This is a genomic window from Mycobacterium sp. IDUB_24, assembly GCF_055419385.1.
The window spans coordinates 364,661-383,549 of sequence record NZ_JBVAXO010000007.1 but is presented as its reverse complement, the minus strand read 5'-3'; the positions used below and the strand labels follow the sequence as shown (position 1 = coordinate 383,549).

The window sequence follows — 18,889 nt, the reverse complement described above, 5'->3', positions numbered from 1 at the left end:
CAAGTATCCGGTACCCGGGGTATTGACATCATGCATTGTCGGTACCTACCGTCGGACAGAGGGGACCACAAACGAAGGGAACGTCAACGGTGACAACTTCGGTCAGACCCGGCGAAGGCTCGGCCAACGCCGCGCGGCGGGACGCGTTCTCCGAACGCCTGCTCAAGGGTTCGGTTCGCAAGTCGTACGCGCCGGTGGTGGACATCGACTGGCAGGCGCCGATCGATCCGGACAAGTTCTTCCTGCCGCCGACGATCGTGTCCCTGTACGGAACTCCGTTGTGGGACAGCATGTCCCGCGAAGAGCAGATCGAGCTGTCACGCGAGGAGCTGGCCAATACACTCTCGGCGGGCATCTGGTTCGAGAACATCCTCAACCAGGCACTGCTGCGCAAGATGATGCACCAGGACCCCACCTCGAATTCCACACACTACGAGCTCACCGAACTCGGCGACGAGACCCGGCACATGGTGATGTTCGGCAAGGCCATCGAAAAGATCGGCGCCAAACCGGTGCGGCCGCGGCTGTACCAGCGCATGATCATCAACTCGCTGCCGTTCTTCTTCCGCGGCTCGGTGCTGTGGGTGGCCGCGCTGATCGGTGAAGAGATCTTCGACTCGCTTCAGCGGCAGATGATGGACGACCCCGAATTGCAGCCGATGGTGCAGCGCCTCATGCGCATTCACGTCACCGAGGAAGCCCGCCACATCCAGTTCGCACGTGACGGCCTGCGCGGGCGTACTCCGTCGATGCGCTGGTACCAGCGCGTGTGGGTGGCCAACCTCAACGGGATCGGCGGGTTCTTCTTCCGCTATCTGTTCACCAACAAGGTGCAGTACGCGCGCGTCGGCCTGAACGCCCGGGCCGCCCGCCGGATGGCCCGGGCCAGCGCGCACCGCCGCGAGGTGCAGATCTCCGGATTCGCCCCGCTGGCAGCATTCCTCGAAGAGGTCGGGTTGATGGGCCGGATCGGGCGCCGGATGTGGCGGCGTTCGGGCTTCCTTCCGGCGAAGGCCCCGCGTGGCATCACCGGGTCAGCGGGTACTCGCGAGATCTCCGGGACCGGCATCACCGAAGAGGTGTTCGACGGGCTCGCCATCCTCGACACCGGTGACGGCGATCGACGGGTGAATGTGCGGCTGACCGGCCATCTGGATCCGATCGACGGGAAGTACCACTGGCGCGGAACGATTCTCGATGCGCCGAGCACCGTCGCCCCGGGTGCGGTGCGGCTGAGCATCGGCACCCGAACCGTCGACGCCCGCATCACCGAGCGCACCTCGCAGGGCACGCATTCAATCGCCGGCGTCGGTGAACCGCCCTTCGAACTGGACGGCGCCAACGGAACCGAGGTCAGCGTCGCCGGGTAAGTACCGCGCGGCCGAGCAATCCGACCGCGAACACTGCCCCGCCGATCCCGGAGATCAACAGCGGCAGCTGGCCGGGCTGACCTGGAACAGCGCTCCAGAGCAGCCCGGCCCACACACCGGCGCCCAGCACGGCAAATCCGCTGAGCCCCTGGAAGACTCCCTGCGCACTGCCCTGGAGGTCGGAGCCGACCAACGAGGACACCCAGGCCTTGCTGACCCCGTCGGTGCAGCCGGTGAACAGGCCGTAGGCCCCGATCAGCAGCCAGGCCAGCAGCGGATCTGACGTCATCCCCAGCCCGGCGTAGCCGATCGCGAAGAAGACCAGGCCGATGCCGAACACCGGCAGCCGGCCGATCCGGTCGGCCAGCAACCCGGCGGGGAAACTGGAGATGGCATACACCGCGTTGTAGGTGACGTACGCCAGGATCACCTCGACAACCGAGAAGCCGATCTCGTTGAGCCGCAACAACAGCAGCGCGTCGGGGAAATTCACCAGGCCGAAGGCCACCAGCACGGCCGTCACCCGCCAGTACCGCCCGGGAAGGTCGCGCATACGGGAGAAGACCGGCTGACGCTGTTTGACCGGCTCGGACTTCTCGGTCCGCTTCCCGCTGCCTCTTTCGGAGACGAGGAACACCAGCGCCACACTCAGCACCGCGGGCACCACGGCCACCCACAGCAGCGGCGCGATCTGATGGTCGAGCAGCTCATAGCCGGCCAACCCCAGCAGGGGCCCGACGACAGCGCCCATGGTGTCCATCGCCCGGTGGAATCCGAAGACCCGGCCGCGGGCGGCGTCGTCGACATCGGCAACCAGCAGGGCGTCCCGCGGCGCACCACGGACCCCCTTGCCGAGCCGGTCCACCACGCGACCCGCGAGCACACCCGACCACCCGCTCGCCGCCGCGACCATGACCTTGCCCAGGGCTGCCATGCCGTAGCCGGTCGCTATCAGAGGCCGTTTGGCGAATCGGTCACCGAGCGGTCCCGCGGCCAGCTTGGTCATCGCGGCGGCGCCTTCGGCGGCACCCTCCACCGCACCGACCACAGCGGGAGGGGCACCGAGCACGGCCGTCAGATAGATCGGCAGGAGCGGATAGAGCAGCTCACTCGCAGCGTCCTGCAGAAAGGACACCGCCGACAGCACCCGGACGTTGCGGGTCAGCCAGGCAGGCACCCGGTCATCATGCCTGCCCGATCCGCCCCACAGAACTAGAACACGTTCTAGTGTGTACGGCATGCGGTTCACCTACGCCGAAGCCATGACCGATCCCACCTACTACATCCCGCTGGCCCAGGCTGCCGAGGCGGCCGGCTATCACGCCATGACGATTGCCGACAGCGTCGCCTATCCCTTCGAATCCGACTCCAAATACCCGTACACCCCTGACGGCAACCGGGAGTTCCTGGACGGCAAACCGTTCATCGAAGCGTTCGTGATGGCCTCGGCCCTGTGTGCAGTCACCACCACGCTGAAGTTCAACTTCTTCGTGCTCAAGCTGCCGATCCGGCCACCGGCCCTGGTGGCCAAGCAGGTCGGGTCACTCAATGCGCTGTTCGACAACCGGCTGGGGCTGGGGGTCGGCACCAGCCCCTGGCCCGAGGACTACGAGTTGATGGGCGTGCCGTTCGCGCGGCGCGGCAAGCGCATGGACGAGTGCGTCGACATCATCCGCGGACTCACCAGCGGCGACTACTTCGAATACCACGGCGAGTTCTACGACATCCCGAAAACCAAGATGACGCCGGCGCCATCGAAGCCGGTCTCCATTCTCGTCGGCGGGCACGCCGAGGCGGCTCTGCGCCGAGCGGCGCGCAATGACGGCTGGATGCACGGCGGCGGCACCGACGATCTCGATGTCCTCCTCAAGCGGCTCAACGAGATCCGGGCAGAAGAAGGCCAGACCGGGCCATTCGAGGTCCACGTGATCTCGGCCGACGCGTACACGCCCGACGGCATCAAACGACTCGAGGACAAGGGCGTCACCGATGTGATCGTCGGTTTCCGCCTGCCCTACATCAAGGGCGACGACCCCGAGCCGCTCGACCGCAAGATCCGCCACCTGGAGAAGTTCGCCGAGAACGTCATCGCCAAGGTCTAGCCGGGTCCCGGCGAGCTTTCCGTGCGCCGCTTTCCACACCTGGGTCGTGCCCGGCGTCTGCCAACAGCCCAGGTGCAGAAAGCGGCGCACTTCGAGCTGCCGTTTGAGGGAACACTCGCCGCGCCGTTAGCGTTGCACCCGCCGTTCTCGCCCAACGCTGTCCGAGAGCTCAAGTCCGGTGTCCCCGGATCCGCGAAACTCGGAAAGCCAGAGAATGACGACCTCCCTCGAACGCGCGCGCTCCATCGTCGCGCCCGACCCCACCGTGCGCATGCTCGCGGTGTTCGCCCTGGCCCTGGGCGGCTTCGGCATCGGCACCACCGAGTTCGTCGCGATGGGGCTGCTGCCCGACATCGCGACGGGCTTCGGCATCACCGAGCCCACCGCGGGTCACGTCATCTCCGCCTATGCGCTGGGCGTCGTCGTCGGCGCGCCCGTGATCGCCGCGCTCACCGCGCGGTGGCCACGCAAGGCCCTGCTGCTCACGCTGATGGCGATCTTCACCCTCGGCAACGTCGCCAGCATGCTGGCGCCGACCTACCCGACCCTGGTCATCGCCCGGTTCGTCGCCGGGCTGCCGCACGGCGCATTCTTCGGGATCGCCGCGCTGGCGGCCGCCCACCTGATGGGTCCGCAGAAACGGGCGAAGGCCGTGGCCTATGTGCTGTGTGGCCTCACCGTCGCGACCGTGCTGGGTGTCCCGCTGGCGTCCTGGCTCGGCCAGGCACTCGGCTGGCGCAGCGCGTTCGGTCTGGTCGTGGGCGTCGGCCTGATCACGCTGGCCGCTCAGTGGCGGTGGCTGCCCACACATCTGCGTTCCATGCACGTCAGCAGCCCGCTGACCGAACTCGGTGCGCTGCGCCGCCCCCAAGTGTGGCTCGCGGTGCTGGTCGGCATGATCGGCTTCGGGGGCATGTTCGCGGTCTACACCTACATCAGCACCACGATGACCGATGTGACCGGACTGCCGCGGTCGCTGGTTCCCGTGGCTCTCATGGTGTTCGGTCTCGGCATGGTGGTCGGCAACCTGATCGGTGGCCGGTTGGCCGACATCTCGGTGATACGGGCGCTGTACGTGTCCCTGGGCTCCCTGGCGGTGCTGCTGGCCGCGTTCTCGCTGGGTTCGCACAGCCCGTGGACTGCACTGCCGCTGCTGTTCGGCGTCGGCATGGCCGGCTCGGCCGTCGGCCCGGCGTTGCAGACCCGGCTGATGGACGTCGCCCACGATGCACAGACGCTGGCCGCCGCGCTCAACCATTCCGCGCTCAACATCGGCAACGCCACCGGCGCCTGGGTGGGCGGCCTGGTGATCGCGGCCGGTCTCGGTTACACCGCCCCCGCCGCGGCAGGGGCATTGCTGGCCGTCGGCGGGCTGCTGGTGTTCACCGTGTCGGTGGCGTCAGAACGACGGACCACCGTCCGGCGATGACTGCGGGATGATGTGGACCGCTGCCTCTTCGGCGGACGCCGCACCACCGTCGATGCCGACGTCAGTCCCGAGCAGCTCCGCCTCGTCGTCCGTGCCGAAGCCGGCGTTGGGGGCAACCAACCGACCTGACCGCCGGTCCCCGACCTCGTCATCACCACCCTGCTCGTCGAGGTGGTCGGAATCGTCGAGTTGCATCGCGGGATCGGGCTCTTCCTCTGCCAGCAGCTCGTCGAGGGTCTCGTGGTCACGCGGTTCCCGCCAGCGATCGGGCGGCGAGTAGCCCTCGTCGAGTAAGTCGTCGACACCCCGATCGAGCAGGGTGTCCTCCTGCGTCAACTGGTCGTCGTCATCGACGCTGTACCCGTCACTACTCATCCTTCAACGATGGCACAGGTCGAGCCTCTGAGCCCGGGTTCGCAGCCGAATATCTGCCCCGAGAGGGCCATGCCGCCCCACCCTCACGAAGTCCGGGCAGAGCTGAACTTCCATCCTGAGAAATTCCGCAATTTCAGCTGAGAATTGTGGAATTTTCGAACCCGATTCCCAATTAGACGTAATAGGTCACAACCCGAAAGTAGTGGGACTTTCGGTGCGGCCTACAACGGAGGGTTGGGAAATGAAGTCATATACCATCGCCACATTAACCGCCGGCGCGCTGGCCGCCGGCACATTCCTCGGGGGCGTCGCTGCCGCCGCTCCGACCGGACAGTCGGCCGAGCAGACCGTGAAAAGCCTTCAGACCAGTGGTTATCACGTGATCGTCAACCGCACCGGCGCGGCGCCACTGGCCAACTGCACCGTGCTCGGGGTTCGCCAGGGCCAGACCATCGCCACCAACGACTCGAGGGGCGGAAGTTCGATCAATACCACCGTCATTTCAAAGACGGCATACGTCGACGTCGCCTGCTGAGCGGGGAACAAAACGGGGCACTGATTTGTTATAGGGCCAAACCGGAATTACCGGTTCGGGCGAAATTGAATGCCCACAGTCGGCCGCACAATGTTGTGCGGCCGATTGTTTTGGTCCGGCTGTCCCGCGCGATCGCTGGGCTTGTCGGTGGGGCGGCGTACGGTTCCGAACATGAGTTCGATATTGGTTTCCGAGAGGGACATCGAGCGGACGGTCGTCGGTGATGCCCTCGATCACCTGAACGCCGCTTGCAAAGAGATAGACGCACTGGCGGTGCATGCCTTGTCGCGGGCGGAGCTCCACGAGGTTCTGAGCCGGCTCGACGCCGGCGAGAAACGACTGGCGACCGCTCAACAACGGCTGCTGGGGCGGATGGTCGCCACCGACAACGCGTCGCCGCCACGTTTCGACCCAGCCGGGGTGCTCGCCCGGAGGCTCCGCATCTCTCCGGCCGAAGCCCGCCGGCGAATTGCTGACGCCGGCCAGACGTCGGGCTGAGGTCCACGAGTTCGGCGGCATCCACAGCGGGTATCCCACCCGCGTGGCATTCGACATCACTCCTACCGTTGCTCAGCACGACCTGGCCCGCCGGACACACGAATTTGCCGAACAGGTGATCCGTCCGGTCGCCGCGGACTACGACCGGCGGCAGGAGTTTCCGTGGCCGGTGTTGGAGGAAGCGGCCAGTCAGGGGTTCTACAGCCCACTGTTTTACCGCGACCTGATCGGCGACCCCACCGGGCTGTCCCTTCCGATGTTCATGGAGGAACTGTTCTGGGGCTGCGCAGGGATCGGGTTGGCCATCGTCATGCCGGCACTGGCACTGTCGGCGATCGGCCAGGCCGCTTCACCTGAACAGATGCTGCGGTGGGCTCCCGAATGCTTCGGCACCCCGGGTGACCTCAAGCTGGCAGCGTTGGCAATCTCAGAGCCCGAGGGTGGCAGTGATGTGCGCAACCTGCGCACCCACGCCGTCCGTAGTGGACCCGGAGCGGACGCGGACTGGATCATCGACGGCCACAAGATGTGGATCGGCAACGGCGGCATCGCCAATGTGCACGTGGTCAACGCAGTCGTCGACCAGGAACTCGGCCACAAGGGACAAGCGCTGTTCGTCGTCGAGGGCGGCACACCGGGGCTGGAGATGGTGCGCAAACTCGACAAGCTCGGCTGCCGGGCCTCACACACCGCCGAGCTCAAGTTCGACAGCGTCCGAGTTCCTGCCGACAATCTGCTCGGTGGTCAGGACAAGCTCGAGCACAAGCTGGCGCGCGCCCGCGAGCTCGTCGCAGGTGCCCGGAACTCCGGCTCCGCCACACTCGGGACCTTCGAACAGACCCGGCCGATGGTGGCTGCACAGGCCCTCGGGATCGCCAGGGCCGCACTGGAATACGTCACCGAATACGCGAACCGCCGGATTGCCTTCGGCGCGCCCATCATCGACAACCAGGGCATCGCATTTCCACTCGCCGATCTGGCCACCCAGATCGATGCCGCCCGGCTGCTCACGTGGCGGGCGTCCTGGATGGCCGCTGCCGGGGTGCCGTTCGACCGCGGCGAGGGCTCGATGTCGAAGTTGGCCGCAAGCGAGGTGGCGGTCCGCGCCACCGAGCAGGCCATCCAGACGATGGGCGGCTGGGGCTACGTCACCGACCATCCTGTCGAGAAGTGGTACCGGGATGCCAAGCTGTACACGATCTTTGAGGGCACCAGCGAGATCCAGCGCATCGTCATCGCGCATGCTCTCGGCGCCGCCGACGGTAAGCCGCCGCTGCACGTGGACCTGGAGCCGTCCGGCGGGCCGTTGAACCGGTGGTTCGGTCGCGGCACGGCGCTGCGCACCCGGGCGGCCGACGCCGCACTGTCCGCCAAGGACCACGTGCCGGAGCCCGTCATGCGCCTAGCGATGAAAGCCTTACGGCCGCCACGCAAGTGACCGTGGGCAGCTAGATTCGACGTCCATGACCGTCACCGTCGACGAACTCGAAGTCGCTGACCCGCCCGACGCCTGGACGCAGGCGGGGTTCAGTGTCGATCCCGGCGGAGACGCCGGCCCGGTCTGCCGGGTCGGCGGCGTGCGCATCCGACTGGTCGGGCGTGACCACGGCCGTGGCATCGCCGGGTGGGCGTTGCGTGGCCTCCCGACGAACGGCGCGGTGGAAGACCTCGACGGCATCCCGACAGCGCGGTCGACCGCCGCCACCGCCCGGGCCGCCATCCACGCGAACGGCGTCACCGCGATCGATCACATCGTGTTGCTATCCCCCGACCTGGGGCGGACGGTCGCCTCGATGGCGGCCATCGGCGTGGAGCCGCGCCGGGAACGCGACACCGAACTCGGCGGACGTCGGATGCGTCAGATCTTCTTCCGCTTCGGAGAGGTGATCATCGAGGTCGTCGGTTCGCCCGAGACGGCGACTGACGGCCCCTCGTCACTGTGGGGAATCACGTTCACAGTGACCGACATCGACGCGGCGGCGGCGTTCTTCGGCGACCGCACCGGGCCGGTCAAGGACGCCGTCCAGCCGGGACGGCGGATCACCACGCTGCGGCACCGCGACCTCGGCATGTCGGTGCACACGGCGGTGATCTCGACGACTCTGCGGTCTTGACGTGTGTCGGGGCGCCGGTCGCTCGATGCGGTTGCCTATCCTCAGCGCATGACCGACCCAGCTGATCGCGGCCCCGTCTTCGACGGCATCGGGATCGGCCGACCCGCGACCGGCGCGCTCATCGACGCCGGGTACCGAGTGCTCGCAGATCTGCCCGCGGATCTCGATGAGCTTCTCGCCCTTCACGGTGTCGGCCCCAGGGCGGTACGTCTGCTTCGTGAGGCATTGGAGAAGTGATGGACAGCGAGGTAGTCGTCATCCACACCGACGGCGGGTGCCGGCCGAACCCCGGGCCCGGTGGATGGGGCGCGGTGCTGCGGCACCGCGAACACGTCCGTGAGATGTACGGCGGGGACCCGGGTAGCACGAGCAACAACCGGATGGAGCTGATGGCGCCCATCATGGCGCTCGAAGCGCTCACGAGATCCGTGGTGGTGCACCTGCACACCGACAGCACGTATGTCCGCAACGGCATCACCAAGTGGGTGCTCGGCTGGGAACGTAACGGCTGGCTGACCGCCGCCAAGCAACCGGTGAAGAACGTCGACCTCTGGCAGCGGCTGCAGGCCGCCTGCGCGCGGCATGAGGTCGAGTGGTTCTGGGTGAAGGGGCACTCGGGTGTCGCCGACAACGAGTTGGCCGACGAGCTCGCGACCCGGGGGCTGCGGGAAGCGCTCGACGGTTCGGGCGACCTAGTGCACTGACTCCCAGACCACCTCATCCGGCGACTTGTCCGGGCGCAGACCACGCCAACTGGGTTGGCGCAGCCGGTGATCCGCGGTGCGCTCGCTGTAACGCACCTCCCCGACCAGCTCGGGCCGCACGAACGTGACCCCTTTGGCGTCGAGCTTCGGCAGTGGCTTGTCAAAGGGGGATTCCTCGGTGTGCAGAGGTTTGAGCATGCCCTTGAGCTTGGCCAGTTCCTTGTCGGTGAACCCAGTGCCGACCCGGCCAGCGAATTGAAGTCCGCTGGGGCCCGGGACACCGAGCAGCAGCGCACCGATGCCGCTGCTGCGCCCACCCTCGCCCTGACGCCAGCCGCCGATCACCGCCTCCTGGGTGTTCCAGATCTTGTCCTTGATCCACGACGCCGACCGCCGGCCCGGCTGATAGGTCGAGTCGCGCTTCTTGGCGACGACGCCTTCGAACCGGTGCTCACGGGCATGTTCCATGGCCTCCGGGCCGTCACCGGGCAGCGGCTCGGGCACGATGAGGCCACCACCGGAAGCCAACGCGTCCAACAACTTTCGTCGGTCGGAGTACTTGGCGCGTAGCAAGGAGCGCCCGTCCAGCCAAAGGATGTCGAAGGCCCAGAATTCGACGCGGGTGGAGCGGGCCCGGTTCTGCATCTCGCCGAAGCTGGGCACCCCAGAATCGTCGAGTGCCACCACCTCGCCGTCGAGCACCACGTGGTGGTCGGCGAGATCGGCGGCCAGCGCCTCCAATTGCGGGTATTCGCCGGTGACGTCACGCCCGCGGCGGGAACGCAGTTGCAGGCGGCCGTGGTCGGCGTCCACCAGCAGCCGGTAGCCGTCCCACTTGCCCTCGAATGCCCACTGGCCGGCCTTGAGTTTGGCCACCGAGCCCTCGGTGGCCAGCATCGGCGCGAAGTCCTGCGGCTCGGGCATGGCCGACTTCTGGTCCTTCATCCGGTGCGCCAGCCAGTTCTTGCCCTCGGTCTGGATCAGCGCGTAACGGCCGTCGATACGGTTGCCGCTCAGGGTGAAGATGACCTCACCGTTGCGGGCCTCGGGATCGTCGCTGACCCGGAACTTCTCCGCCTCGTAGGTACCGGTGTCCCAGATGACCATGTTCCCCGCGCCGTACTCCCCCTTGGGGATCGAGCCGTGAAAGGTCAGGTACTCGATCGGGTGGTCTTCGGTATGCACGGCAAGGTGATTCACCGCGGTGGTCTCGGGCAGATTCTTGGGGACCGCCCAACTCACCAGTACGCCATCGCGTTCCAGCCTCAGGTCGTAATGCAACCTCCGGGCGTGATGCTCCTGGATCACGAACCGGTCGTTGTTTCCGGTCGCAGGAACATCTCGGGGCACCGGCTCGGGTGTCTTGCCCGCATCGCGCATACTGCGGTAGGTGGTGAGTTTGTCGAGTCGGGGTGCGCCCTCGTCGAGCCCGGCGAGCAGGTCGCCGTCATCGGAAACCCTTTGCAACACTTCATCGAATCGCAAGTGGCGCAGATCCGGGTCGGAGATCTCGTCCCAGGTGCGGGGCGCGGCAACGGTCGGGTGCTCACGCCCACGGAGCGAGTAGGGGGCGATTGTGGTCTTGGCCCCGTTGTTCTGGCTCCAGTCCAGAAATATCTTCTGCGCGCGCACACTGCGGGTCATGGTGGCGGTGACGAGTTCGGGCATCGACTGTTCCAGCTGTACAGCCACCCGTTTGGCCAGCACCGAGGCACCACGGGAGCTGATCGGCTCGGCCAGAGGCACATACAGATGCAGGCCCTTGCTGCCGCTGGTGAGCGGATACGTCGTCAGCCCGATGTCACCCATGAGTTCGCGGACCGCCTGGGCCACCTCGCACAGCCGCGGCATCGTGACGCCCTCACCCGGATCGAGGTCGAACACGATACGGGTGGCCGGGCCTTGGTTGCCGTCGGCGGAGAACCGCCATTGCGGCACATGCACTTCCAATGCGGCCTGTTGGGCGATCCAGGCCAGGCCTTCGCGGGTATTGATGATCGGGTACGTGGTCGTCCCGGACTTGTGCACGATACTGCCCCGCTCCAGCCAGCTCGGAGCCGAAGAAGCCAACTGCTTTTCGAAGAAAGACGTTTCCGCCACCCCGTTGGGCCAACGCTTTCGGGTCACCGGGCGGCCGGCCATGTGGGGAAGCATTACCTCGGCGATGCTCAGGTAATAGTCGAACACCTCGGCTTTGGTGGTACCGGTGGCGGGATAGAGCACCTTGTCGGGGTTCGTCAGCCGAACCCGTTCATAGCGCTCCATCTTTCCAACTTATACGCGGACATCAAGAATCAAATGCCTATCAGTCATCCTTCCGGGGACACCTGTTTCGCGGTCATCACCTGGCATCAACCGCCATACGATGATCCCGATCGGCATAATCGACGTGACGGTTCGTGGGGACGTCGCGCAGGCCGAGCTCACCCGGTCCGATCCACCGCTGCAGGGGGCGCTGTACTTCCTCAAAGAGGATGGGACCTGGAAGCTGTGCGACAGCGTCTCGAAGCAGTTCGGCGATGAACCAAGCTGATGTGCCGTCAAAATGTGAACATGGGCTGATGTCGCTGAACACCGCAGTCCTCCGGTCGGCCATCGCTGTATCGATTGCGACGGCCGTTCTCATCAGCCCGGCACCCGCGGCATCGGCCGACCAGTGCTCGGACGTCGAGGTGGTCTTCGCGCGCGGCACCGGCGAGGCGCCCGGGATCGGGCGGGTGGGCCAGGCGCTCGTCGACCAACTCGGGCCGAGGATCGCGCCACGCAGCCTGGGCGTGTACGCGGTGAACTATCCGGCCGGGCTCAACTTCCTGACCACCGCAGTCGGCGCGAATGACGCGGCCGGACACATCGCCTGGCTGGCTGATCAATGCCCGGGTACCGAAGTGGTGCTCGGTGGATTCTCACAAGGTGCAGCGGCAGTTTCGATGCTGGCGGGCGTGCCCCCGATCGGCGACCGGATCGGCACGATCGGCTCGGCTCCCGCATTGCCGCCCTACAGCGCCGACCGGGTCTCTGCTGTCGCGGTGTTCGGCAACCCCGGCAACCGGTTCGGCACGCCGCTGTCGAGCACCGGTCTGTTCGCCGGGCGGGCCATCGACCTGTGCAGCGCCGGTGATCCGATCTGTGTCGAGGGTGGTCGCACCCGCGCGGCGCACAGCGCGTATGAGCTCCCGCCATATCCCGATCAGGCGGCTGGGTTCATCGCCGGACGGCTCTAGCCCAAGCGACCTACCATGGAGCCATGAGCCGGGCCCTGGTGATCGGCGAGGCCTTGATCGACATCGTCGAGCGAGGCCACGAGCGAGCATCCGGTACAGCGCGGGGTGACCGCACGGAATACGTCGGCGGCAGCCCCCTCAACGTCGCCGTCGGTCTCGGCCGGCTGGGCCGTGACGTCGACTTTCTCACCCACATCGCCGATGACGACCGCGGCAAGCGCATCGTCGATTACGTGGAAAGATCTGGGGTGCAACTGGTTTCAGGCAGCACCAGCGCCAGCCGGACACCCACCGCACTAGCCACGCTGACCGACACAGGATCGGCTCACTACCAATTCGACATCGATTGGCAGCTGACCGGCACTCCCGAGGTGGCGACCCCGCTGCTGGTGCACACCGGTTCGATCGCGACCGTGCTGGAGCCAGGGTGCCGCGCAACCGCCGCACTGCTCGATGCCTACCGGATGTCGGCGACCCTCACCTTCGACCCGAATGTCCGCCCGGACGTGATCCGGGACGACGACATCGCACGCGGACGCATCGACCGACTTGTCGAACGCGCCGACATCGTGAAGACGTCCGAGGAGGACCTGCGCTGGCTGGACCCCCGGCACTCCCCCGAGCAGATCGCGCGGGCGTGGCTGGAGGTCGGCCCGTCCATCGTCGCGGTGACGTCGGGTGAGCGTGGTGCGTTCGCCGTGTGCCGGGCCGGTTCGGTGTCGGTCCCGGCCCGGTCGGTCGAGGTGGTGGACACCGTCGGGGCCGGCGACGCTTTCATGACGGGCCTGCTCGACGCGGTGTGGTCATTGGGCCTGCTCGGCGCCGACCACCGCCGCGACCTGTCCCGGATCGGCACTGAGACGCTCGAAGGTGTCCTGAGGTCCGCTGTGCTGTCCGCGGCGTTGACGGTGGCTCGCCCCGGCGCCGACCTGCCGGATCGTGCGGCACGAGACGCTGCCGCGCAGTCCTGAGCGGCGGTCACGGTTGACGGATCGCGTCCGCGATGAGCCCGGCCACGGCATCGGTCCGAGTCTCGGGCAGACGCGCGTATCCGCACACCAGGCCCCGGGCTGTGGCAGCGCCCGAGAAGAACCCTGACAGCGGCGATACGGTGACACCCCGGCCACGGAGCGTCGCAGCTACCGCGAGGTCGTCGGTCCCGTCGGGCAGCCGCACCACCACGTGCAGACCCGCCTCGACGCCCTCCAGCCGAGTGCCCGCGCTTCGTCGTCCAAGCGCACTGACGAGCGCCGCCCGCCGCGCCGAGTAGGTGCGTCCCGCCCTGGCGAGGTGACGGGTCAGCGCACCCGACTCGATGAACCGGGCCAACGCGAGAGTGGTGACCCCACATACGGATTCACCGCTGCGTTCCAGCACGTCGGCGACGGCATCCCGGAGCCTCGGCGGCGGTAGCATCCAGGCGACCCGCAGCGTGGGCGTGAGGATTTTCGACGCCGTCCCGATGTAGGCCACGTAGTCGCGCCCGCCGGCGATGCCGCGCAGCGCGGGCAACGCAGACACGTCGTAGCGAAACTCGCCGTCGTAGTCGTCCTCGATCAGCAAGCTGCCGGCCCGGGCGGCCCACTGTACGAGCTGGGCACGTCGCGATACCGGCAGCCGTGCCCCGAGCGGATACTGATGTGCCGGAGTGCAATACACGGCCGCATCGGAATTGCGCAGCGAGCCAGGATCGAGGCCGTCACCGTCTACCGGCACGGCACGCGTTCGGGCGCCGGACATCTCGAACACCTCCCGCGCCTCGGCGTAGCCCGGTTCCTCGAAGGCGATGTCGCGCCCGGCCAGCCCGGCCGCCTGGGTGATGGTGCGCAACGCGGAGGCCACGCCGGGCACGATGATCAGCTCGCTCGGATCGGCGACGATTCCCCGGGTCCGACGCAGATGCCCGGCCAGGGCGCCGCGGAGTTCGGAGTGCCCGTCCGGCCCCGCAGCCGCGGAGGATATCGGGGCAGCGGCGGCCCCTCTCCAGGCGCGGCGCCAGTCCGTCGTCGAGATCAGGCCCGGATCAGGGTGTCCAGGCATGAGGTCCCAAGCCGGCGGCTGGTCACCCGGGGCACGGCGCGCCACAGGCGTGACGCCACTCGCGGTCACGTGTGAGGCCGCGCCGGCGAGGGCCGCGGCGTCGGCCCCGGCGGCGATCCTCGTGCCCGATCCGGGCAGCGCGGTGGTGTAGCCGGCGGCGGCGAGCTCGTCGTACGCGTCGACGACCGATGAGCGGGCGACGGCGAGTTCCGCAGCCAGGCTGCGGGTCGACGGCAGCGCGTCGCCAGGACCGAGCCGGCCCAGCCGGATCTGCTCGATGACGGCCGTAGCGATGCGCTGCCGCAGCGGCGCCGGGCCGGCGGGGAGCTGCAAGTCCAAGTGCAGGTCGGGTGCATGGCGGGCCATGCCGTCTCACGTTAGTGGTCTGTACATATCCACTTATTCTGGACCTTCTGAGCAGGCCGGAATGTCCGCAGAATCTGACCCGTGAAGCAGATCAGAAGAGAACATCACCTGGCCCGCACCGACCGGGCCGCCCTCGACTCGGTGCTCGATGCCGCCGCGGTGGGCACCCTCGCGACGGTGGTGGACGGACTCCCGTGGGTCGTGCCGATGCTCTATGCCCGCGACGGCGACCGGGTTGTACTGCACGGCTCGACGGGAGCCGGCGCACTGCGACATGCCGCGGCCGGGGCGCCCGCCGCGTTCTGCGTGACGCTGCTCGACGGAATCGTGGTGGCGGAAACGCTTTTCGACTCAACCGCCAACTACCGGTCCGCCGTGGTGCGAGGAAACCTGACCGCCATCGACCCACGCGATGCGGCGTACGCACTGGACCTGATGAGCGATTCGCTGATCCCCGGCCGCAGCAGCGAGGTGCGCTCCAGCACGAAGAAGGAACTCGCCGCCACACTGGCGGTCGCCCTCCCGATCGAGCCCGAGTGCTGGACCGTCAAAGTCCGCGACGCACCGCCAGGGCGCCCCGAGGCGCAGACCGACTTCGGCGGCTGGGCCGGCGTGGTGCCGCTACGCACGGTGGCCGGCGATCCGATTCCGGCGCCTTGGGTGGACACCGAGATCGACCCGCCCGAATCGGTGTACCGCCTGGTCAAGGGCACCTGATCGGGCGCCGCGCGCACGAGGTTCTTCGCACCTGCGCCGATATCAAGCCATACTGGGCAAATGCGATCCATCTGGAAGGGTTCGATCGCCTTCGGCCTGGTGAACGTGCCGGTCAAGGTCTACAGCGCCACCGAGGACCACGACATCAAGTTCCACCAGGTCCATGCCAAGGACAACGGGCGCATCCGCTACAAGCGGGTCTGCGAAGTGTGCGGCGAGGTCGTCGAGTTCCGAGACATCAACAAGGCGTTCGAGTCGGATGACGGGCAGATGGTGGTGATCACCGACGAGGACATCGCCACGCTGCCCGAAGAACGCAGCCGCGAAATCGAAGTTGTCGAGTTCATTCCGGCCGACCAACTCGACCCGTTGATGTACGACAAGAGCTATTTCTTGGAGCCCGACTCCAAGTCGTCCAAGTCCTATGTGCTGTTGGCCAAGACCCTTGCCGAGTCCGAACGCGTGGCCATCGTGCACTTCTCGTTGCGCAACAAGACACGGCTGGCCGCGTTGCGGGTGAAGGACTTCAGCAAGCGGAACGTGATGATGATCCACACCTTGCTGTGGCCCGACGAGATCCGCGATCCCGACTTCCCGGTGCTGGACAAGGAAGTCGAGATCAAGCCGGCCGAGTTGAAGATGGCCGGGCAGGTCGTGGAGTCGATGACCGACGACTTCAAGCCGGACCAGTTCCGCGACGACTATCAGGAACAACTGCACGAGCTTGTCCAGGCCAAACTCGAAGGTGGAGAGGCTTTCTCGGTCGAAGAGCAACCCACCGAGCTCGACGAGACCGAGGATGTGTCCGATCTGCTGGCCAAGCTCGAAGCCAGCGTGAAGGCCCGTGGCAGCTCAGCGAAAGAGCCGGCCAAGAAAGCCCCGGCGAAAAAGGCGCCTGCCAAGAAAGCGGCCAAGAAGGCTGCCGCCAAGAAATAGCTCAACGTCGACAATCAAGATCCACGTACACCGTCGTGTACTGCAGATTCTGCCCCGGGTTGAACGACGTGATGCTCGCCGCTCCGGCCGGTACCTGCGGGCCGGTGACAGAGCGCCCTTGACGGACGGCACTCACCGTGCAGTCGTCGATGGCTTTGGTGCCGACCTTGCTCAAGATCACCCGGTAGCCCTGACTTTGGAGGTCACTGATGGTTTGGCTCGCCGTCGACTCGGTGGGTGCGGCAGCGGCCGGCACCGCCATCGCTGTCCCCAGCGCACACAGCCCGGCACCGGCAACACACACGCTTCTCAAGTTCCGTTCCACTGGGTTCAACCCGCCCTTCGGTTTCGGTGAAGTGGGCTAAACCGTAAGTCGCCGAATTCCGTTGTCCGACATACTCATACCGAACCCATACGGGTTAATGTGCAGCCAACACCGCCGAAACATGGCGTTAACATCGCCCCGCCCGAAGCGTCGCTACACACTCACATCGACGCGCAAGGCCTCGTGTTCGTCCAGGATCCGCCGCAGTGCCGCATCCATGGGATGGGCGGATTCGAGATCGTGGCTGCACCGGCGATCGACCGCGACCACTGCGCCCGGACTCAGCGGGGTGCACTCGATCTGGTCGACGAACGCATCGAACATCGCACGTGGGGTGGCGAGGTAATAGAGGCCGTGACGGGCGTCGGCGAAACGGGCGCCGTACATCAGGCCGCACTGCGTGATGACGAACAGTTCCGACGCGGGATGCACATGGCCGGGGTGACCCAACTCCTCCTCGCCCCACGCCTCTGCAGCCAGCCGGGCCTGAGCCAACCGGTCCTGCAGGTCGTCGGTGCAGGCGAGAAGGCTGTGGACGAGCGCACCGGCCGTCGAGGGGTACTCATCGATCCCGGGTTTGAAGTACCGCGCGAAAACATCGCCGAAGAAGTCGTATCGCTGCTGGGTCATCGCCGCTCCCCACCTTGGACTGACCCCTCAATTGTGCGCCTGACGACGCCGCCGCGGGGGGCTTTGAGTCGCCGGACGACACACGGCAGCGACCAGACCATAAATGCGCCGGGGTTCCGGAGATTCGGATAGCCCCTACTTGTTTTCAGCGCCTCTTATCGCCGGGGACCCGGCAAATTGACATTCGGCGGATTCACATTGATGTTCGGCGGGTTGACGTTAATGTTGCCCGGGATGCCGGGCACGTTGCAGTTGCCTTGGAGGTCGAGGTCGCACCGCGGATCAAGGGGAACATTCTGAACGGCGGGATGCGCGCTGAGCTGGACATTCGCCGAACTGGCCATTGGAGTGGCAGCTAGAGTCGCCGCCACAGCGGCGGGAACCGCCGCGAGCATCGCTGTGAGGTAGATCTGACGTATTCGCATTTCACCGAATCCTTTCGATTATCTGATGCTATGTCTGAAAAAGATGACCGGGGATAGGAACAACGCTTCTTTTCTCCATTTCCCTGCAAACGAGAATATTGACTGAGCACAGAATTTGCGGTCCCGGGCGGGCGGGAACGACCGGAGCCGTTCTGAAAGCCCTAGCGGGTGTTGCCGTCGGTGAAGTACATGTCGCCCACGACCTGCGCAGGGCACCGCAGAACGAACTAGAACGTGTTTCAGAAACACCCCACGGCCGCCGTCTCACCCTGCTAGCGTGGCGCCGAGCAAGCGAACGGAGTGCACGTGATTCTGGACAGATTCCGACTGGATGACAAGGTTGCGATCGTCACCGGAGCCGGCCGTGGATTGGGCGCAGCCACCGCCCTGGCATTCGCGGAAGCCGGTGCGGACGTGGTCATCGCGGCCCGTACCCAGGCCCAACTCGACGAGGTTGCCGAGCAGGTCGCCGCCACCGGGCGGCGGGCCCACGTCGTCGTCGCCGACCTCGCCCACCCCGAGGCCACCGCCGAGCTCGCGGCCACCGCCGTGGAGGCGTTCGGGAAACTAGACATCGTCGTCAACAACGTCGGCGGCACCATGCCGGCCCCTTTGTTGAACACCTCCACCAAGGATCTGCGCGATGCCTTCACCTTCAATGTGTCGACCGCGCACGCGCTGACCTGTGCAGCGGTGCCGCTGATGCTCGAACACTCCGGCGGCGGCAGCATCATCAACATCACCTCCACGGTGGGGCGTCTGGCCGGGCGCGGGTTCGCCGCCTACGGCACGGCGAAGGCTGCACTCGCGCACTACACGCGGCTGTCTGCGCTGGACCTGTGCCCACGCATCCGGGTCAACGCGATCGCACCCGGCTCGATCCTGACCTCAGCCCTCGACATCGTGGCCTCCAATGACGCGCTGCGCGATCCGATGGAGAAGGCCACCCCGCTGCGCCGACTCGGCGATCCGGCCGACATCGCGGCCGCCGCGGTGTACCTGTCCTCACCTGCGGGCAGCTACCTGACCGGCAAGGTGCTCGAGGTCGACGGAGGCCTCAACATGCCAAATCTCGACCTGCCCATCCCTGACCTCTGAGGAG

21 protein-coding genes are annotated in these 18,889 nt (G+C 66.6%); 15 read left to right on the top strand and 6 right to left on the bottom strand.

The genetic code is table 11. From position 1 onward, the window contains the following. Window positions 1-89: 89 nt before the first annotated feature. Window positions 90-1,370, top strand: a complete 1,281-nt coding sequence (locus ACZYZF_RS24535) for a diiron oxygenase (protein WP_463746042.1) — start codon at window positions 90-92, stop codon at window positions 1,368-1,370. On the opposite strand, the gene ACZYZF_RS24530 is transcribed toward ACZYZF_RS24535, so the two are convergent. After that, the gene (locus tag ACZYZF_RS24530; RefSeq protein ID WP_463746041.1) at window positions 1,354-2,610 is read right to left on the bottom strand and encodes an MFS transporter; all 1,257 of its coding nucleotides are present in this window, start codon (window positions 2,608-2,610) and stop codon (window positions 1,354-1,356) included. The genes ACZYZF_RS24535 and ACZYZF_RS24530 overlap by 17 nt on opposite strands. Between ACZYZF_RS24530 and ACZYZF_RS24525 the strand changes: the two genes are divergently transcribed. Both ACZYZF_RS24525 and ACZYZF_RS24520 read left to right on the top strand, forming a co-directional pair. Beyond that, entirely contained in the window at window positions 2,609-3,472 is an 864-nt protein-coding gene (locus ACZYZF_RS24525) for an LLM class flavin-dependent oxidoreductase (RefSeq protein WP_463746040.1), read from the top strand. The two genes, ACZYZF_RS24530 and ACZYZF_RS24525, sit on opposite strands and share 2 nt — an antisense overlap. A 214-nt stretch (window positions 3,473-3,686) precedes the next feature. Further along, entirely contained in the window at window positions 3,687-4,901 is a 1,215-nt protein-coding gene (locus ACZYZF_RS24520; protein WP_463837060.1) for an MFS transporter, read from the top strand. Here ACZYZF_RS24520 and ACZYZF_RS24515 read toward each other — a convergent pair. Continuing rightward, complete coding sequence (locus tag ACZYZF_RS24515; protein ID WP_463837058.1) at window positions 4,872-5,276, bottom strand: DUF5709 domain-containing protein; 405 nt, start codon at window positions 5,274-5,276, stop codon at window positions 4,872-4,874. The genes ACZYZF_RS24520 and ACZYZF_RS24515 overlap by 30 nt on opposite strands. Before the next feature lie 241 nt (window positions 5,277-5,517). On the opposite strand from ACZYZF_RS24515, the gene ACZYZF_RS24510 reads away from it, so the two are divergent. From ACZYZF_RS24510 to rnhA, 6 genes are all read left to right on the top strand, one after another. Further along, a complete protein-coding gene (locus tag ACZYZF_RS24510) occupies window positions 5,518-5,811 on the top strand; it encodes a hypothetical protein (RefSeq protein WP_463746037.1) in 294 nt (97 codons plus the stop codon). Between the two features lie 171 nt (window positions 5,812-5,982). Next, window positions 5,983-6,309, top strand: coding sequence for a hypothetical protein (locus ACZYZF_RS24505; RefSeq protein WP_463746036.1), 327 nt, complete (start codon window positions 5,983-5,985; stop codon window positions 6,307-6,309). A 43-nt stretch (window positions 6,310-6,352) separates the two neighbouring features. Beyond that, window positions 6,353-7,747, top strand: a complete 1,395-nt coding sequence (locus ACZYZF_RS24500) for an acyl-CoA dehydrogenase family protein (protein ID WP_463746035.1) — start codon at window positions 6,353-6,355, stop codon at window positions 7,745-7,747. A gap of 25 nt (window positions 7,748-7,772) precedes the next feature. Next, window positions 7,773-8,423, top strand: coding sequence for a VOC family protein (locus ACZYZF_RS24495; protein WP_463837056.1), 651 nt, complete (start codon window positions 7,773-7,775; stop codon window positions 8,421-8,423). A 48-nt stretch (window positions 8,424-8,471) separates the two neighbouring features. After that, a complete protein-coding gene (locus ACZYZF_RS24490; RefSeq protein WP_463746033.1) occupies window positions 8,472-8,660 on the top strand; it encodes a helix-hairpin-helix domain-containing protein in 189 nt (62 codons plus the stop codon). Then, window positions 8,660-9,127: a ribonuclease HI gene (gene rnhA / locus ACZYZF_RS24485; RefSeq protein WP_463746032.1), complete on the top strand. Its 468-nt coding sequence runs from the start codon at window positions 8,660-8,662 to the stop codon at window positions 9,125-9,127. The genes ACZYZF_RS24490 and rnhA overlap by 1 nt, the downstream gene beginning before the upstream one ends. Here rnhA and ACZYZF_RS24480 read toward each other — a convergent pair. Then, complete coding sequence (locus ACZYZF_RS24480; protein ID WP_463746031.1) at window positions 9,116-11,392, bottom strand: ATP-dependent DNA ligase; 2,277 nt, start codon at window positions 11,390-11,392, stop codon at window positions 9,116-9,118. The genes rnhA and ACZYZF_RS24480 overlap by 12 nt on opposite strands. Before the next feature lie 124 nt (window positions 11,393-11,516). Here ACZYZF_RS24480 and ACZYZF_RS24475 point away from each other — a divergent pair, with 124 nt between their 5' ends. From ACZYZF_RS24475 to ACZYZF_RS24465, 3 genes are read left to right on the top strand one after another with little or no spacing between them, the layout of a single operon-like run. Then, entirely contained in the window at window positions 11,517-11,660 is a 144-nt protein-coding gene (locus ACZYZF_RS24475) for a hypothetical protein (protein ID WP_463746030.1), read from the top strand. A gap of 28 nt (window positions 11,661-11,688) precedes the next feature. Beyond that, the gene (locus ACZYZF_RS24470) at window positions 11,689-12,348 is read left to right on the top strand and encodes a cutinase family protein (RefSeq protein ID WP_463746029.1); all 660 of its coding nucleotides are present in this window, start codon (window positions 11,689-11,691) and stop codon (window positions 12,346-12,348) included. Between the two features lie 23 nt (window positions 12,349-12,371). Continuing rightward, the gene (locus ACZYZF_RS24465) at window positions 12,372-13,319 is read left to right on the top strand and encodes a carbohydrate kinase family protein (protein WP_463746028.1); all 948 of its coding nucleotides are present in this window, start codon (window positions 12,372-12,374) and stop codon (window positions 13,317-13,319) included. Window positions 13,320-13,326: 7 nt separating this feature from the next. On the opposite strand, the gene pdxR is transcribed toward ACZYZF_RS24465, so the two are convergent. After that, window positions 13,327-14,754 (bottom strand): MocR-like pyridoxine biosynthesis transcription factor PdxR, encoded by a 1,428-nt coding sequence (gene pdxR, locus ACZYZF_RS24460; protein WP_463837055.1) that lies wholly within the window; start codon window positions 14,752-14,754, stop codon window positions 13,327-13,329. A gap of 81 nt (window positions 14,755-14,835) precedes the next feature. Here pdxR and ACZYZF_RS24455 point away from each other — a divergent pair, with 81 nt between their 5' ends. Continuing rightward, on the top strand, window positions 14,836-15,471 hold the full coding sequence (locus tag ACZYZF_RS24455) for a pyridoxamine 5'-phosphate oxidase family protein (RefSeq protein ID WP_463746026.1): 636 nt from the start codon (window positions 14,836-14,838) through the stop codon (window positions 15,469-15,471). 60 nt (window positions 15,472-15,531) lie between these two features. Next, complete coding sequence (gene ku / locus ACZYZF_RS24450) at window positions 15,532-16,407, top strand: non-homologous end joining protein Ku (protein WP_463746025.1); 876 nt, start codon at window positions 15,532-15,534, stop codon at window positions 16,405-16,407. A 1-nt stretch (window position 16,408) separates the two neighbouring features. Here the strand turns inward: ku and ACZYZF_RS24445 are convergent, their stop codons facing one another. Together ACZYZF_RS24445 and ACZYZF_RS24440 are read right to left on the bottom strand one after the other, a co-directional pair. Then, on the bottom strand, window positions 16,409-16,711 hold the full coding sequence (locus ACZYZF_RS24445) for a hypothetical protein (RefSeq protein WP_463746024.1): 303 nt from the start codon (window positions 16,709-16,711) through the stop codon (window positions 16,409-16,411). 174 nt (window positions 16,712-16,885) lie between these two features. Beyond that, window positions 16,886-17,362, bottom strand: a complete 477-nt coding sequence (locus ACZYZF_RS24440; RefSeq protein ID WP_463746023.1) for a glucose-6-phosphate dehydrogenase — start codon at window positions 17,360-17,362, stop codon at window positions 16,886-16,888. Window positions 17,363-18,093: 731 nt separating this feature from the next. Between ACZYZF_RS24440 and ACZYZF_RS24435 the strand changes: the two genes are divergently transcribed. Further along, window positions 18,094-18,885, top strand: coding sequence for an SDR family oxidoreductase (locus tag ACZYZF_RS24435; RefSeq protein ID WP_463746022.1), 792 nt, complete (start codon window positions 18,094-18,096; stop codon window positions 18,883-18,885). The last annotated feature ends 4 nt before the right edge of the window (window positions 18,886-18,889 follow it).

Coding starts and splice junctions, on each gene's coding strand:
- ACZYZF_RS24490 (WP_463746033.1), top strand. CDS start 8,472: ATGACCGACCCAGCTGATCGCGGCCCCGTCTTCGACGGCATCGGGATC.
- ku (WP_463746025.1), top strand. CDS start 15,532: ATGCGATCCATCTGGAAGGGTTCGATCGCCTTCGGCCTGGTGAACGTG.
- ACZYZF_RS24505 (WP_463746036.1), top strand. CDS start 5,983: ATGAGTTCGATATTGGTTTCCGAGAGGGACATCGAGCGGACGGTCGTC.
- ACZYZF_RS24520 (WP_463837060.1), top strand. CDS start 3,687: ATGACGACCTCCCTCGAACGCGCGCGCTCCATCGTCGCGCCCGACCCC.
- ACZYZF_RS24470 (WP_463746029.1), top strand. CDS start 11,689: ATGTCGCTGAACACCGCAGTCCTCCGGTCGGCCATCGCTGTATCGATT.
- ACZYZF_RS24525 (WP_463746040.1), top strand. CDS start 2,609: ATGCGGTTCACCTACGCCGAAGCCATGACCGATCCCACCTACTACATC.
- ACZYZF_RS24495 (WP_463837056.1), top strand. CDS start 7,773: ATGACCGTCACCGTCGACGAACTCGAAGTCGCTGACCCGCCCGACGCC.
- ACZYZF_RS24510 (WP_463746037.1), top strand. CDS start 5,518: ATGAAGTCATATACCATCGCCACATTAACCGCCGGCGCGCTGGCCGCC.
- ACZYZF_RS24440 (WP_463746023.1), bottom strand. CDS start 17,362: ATGACCCAGCAGCGATACGACTTCTTCGGCGATGTTTTCGCGCGGTAC.
- ACZYZF_RS24515 (WP_463837058.1), bottom strand. CDS start 5,276: ATGAGTAGTGACGGGTACAGCGTCGATGACGACGACCAGTTGACGCAG.
- ACZYZF_RS24465 (WP_463746028.1), top strand. CDS start 12,372: ATGAGCCGGGCCCTGGTGATCGGCGAGGCCTTGATCGACATCGTCGAG.
- ACZYZF_RS24530 (WP_463746041.1), bottom strand. CDS start 2,610: ATGCCGTACACACTAGAACGTGTTCTAGTTCTGTGGGGCGGATCGGGC.
- ACZYZF_RS24480 (WP_463746031.1), bottom strand. CDS start 11,392: ATGGAGCGCTATGAACGGGTTCGGCTGACGAACCCCGACAAGGTGCTC.
- rnhA (WP_463746032.1), top strand. CDS start 8,660: ATGGACAGCGAGGTAGTCGTCATCCACACCGACGGCGGGTGCCGGCCG.
- pdxR (WP_463837055.1), bottom strand. CDS start 14,754: ATGGCCCGCCATGCACCCGACCTGCACTTGGACTTGCAGCTCCCCGCC.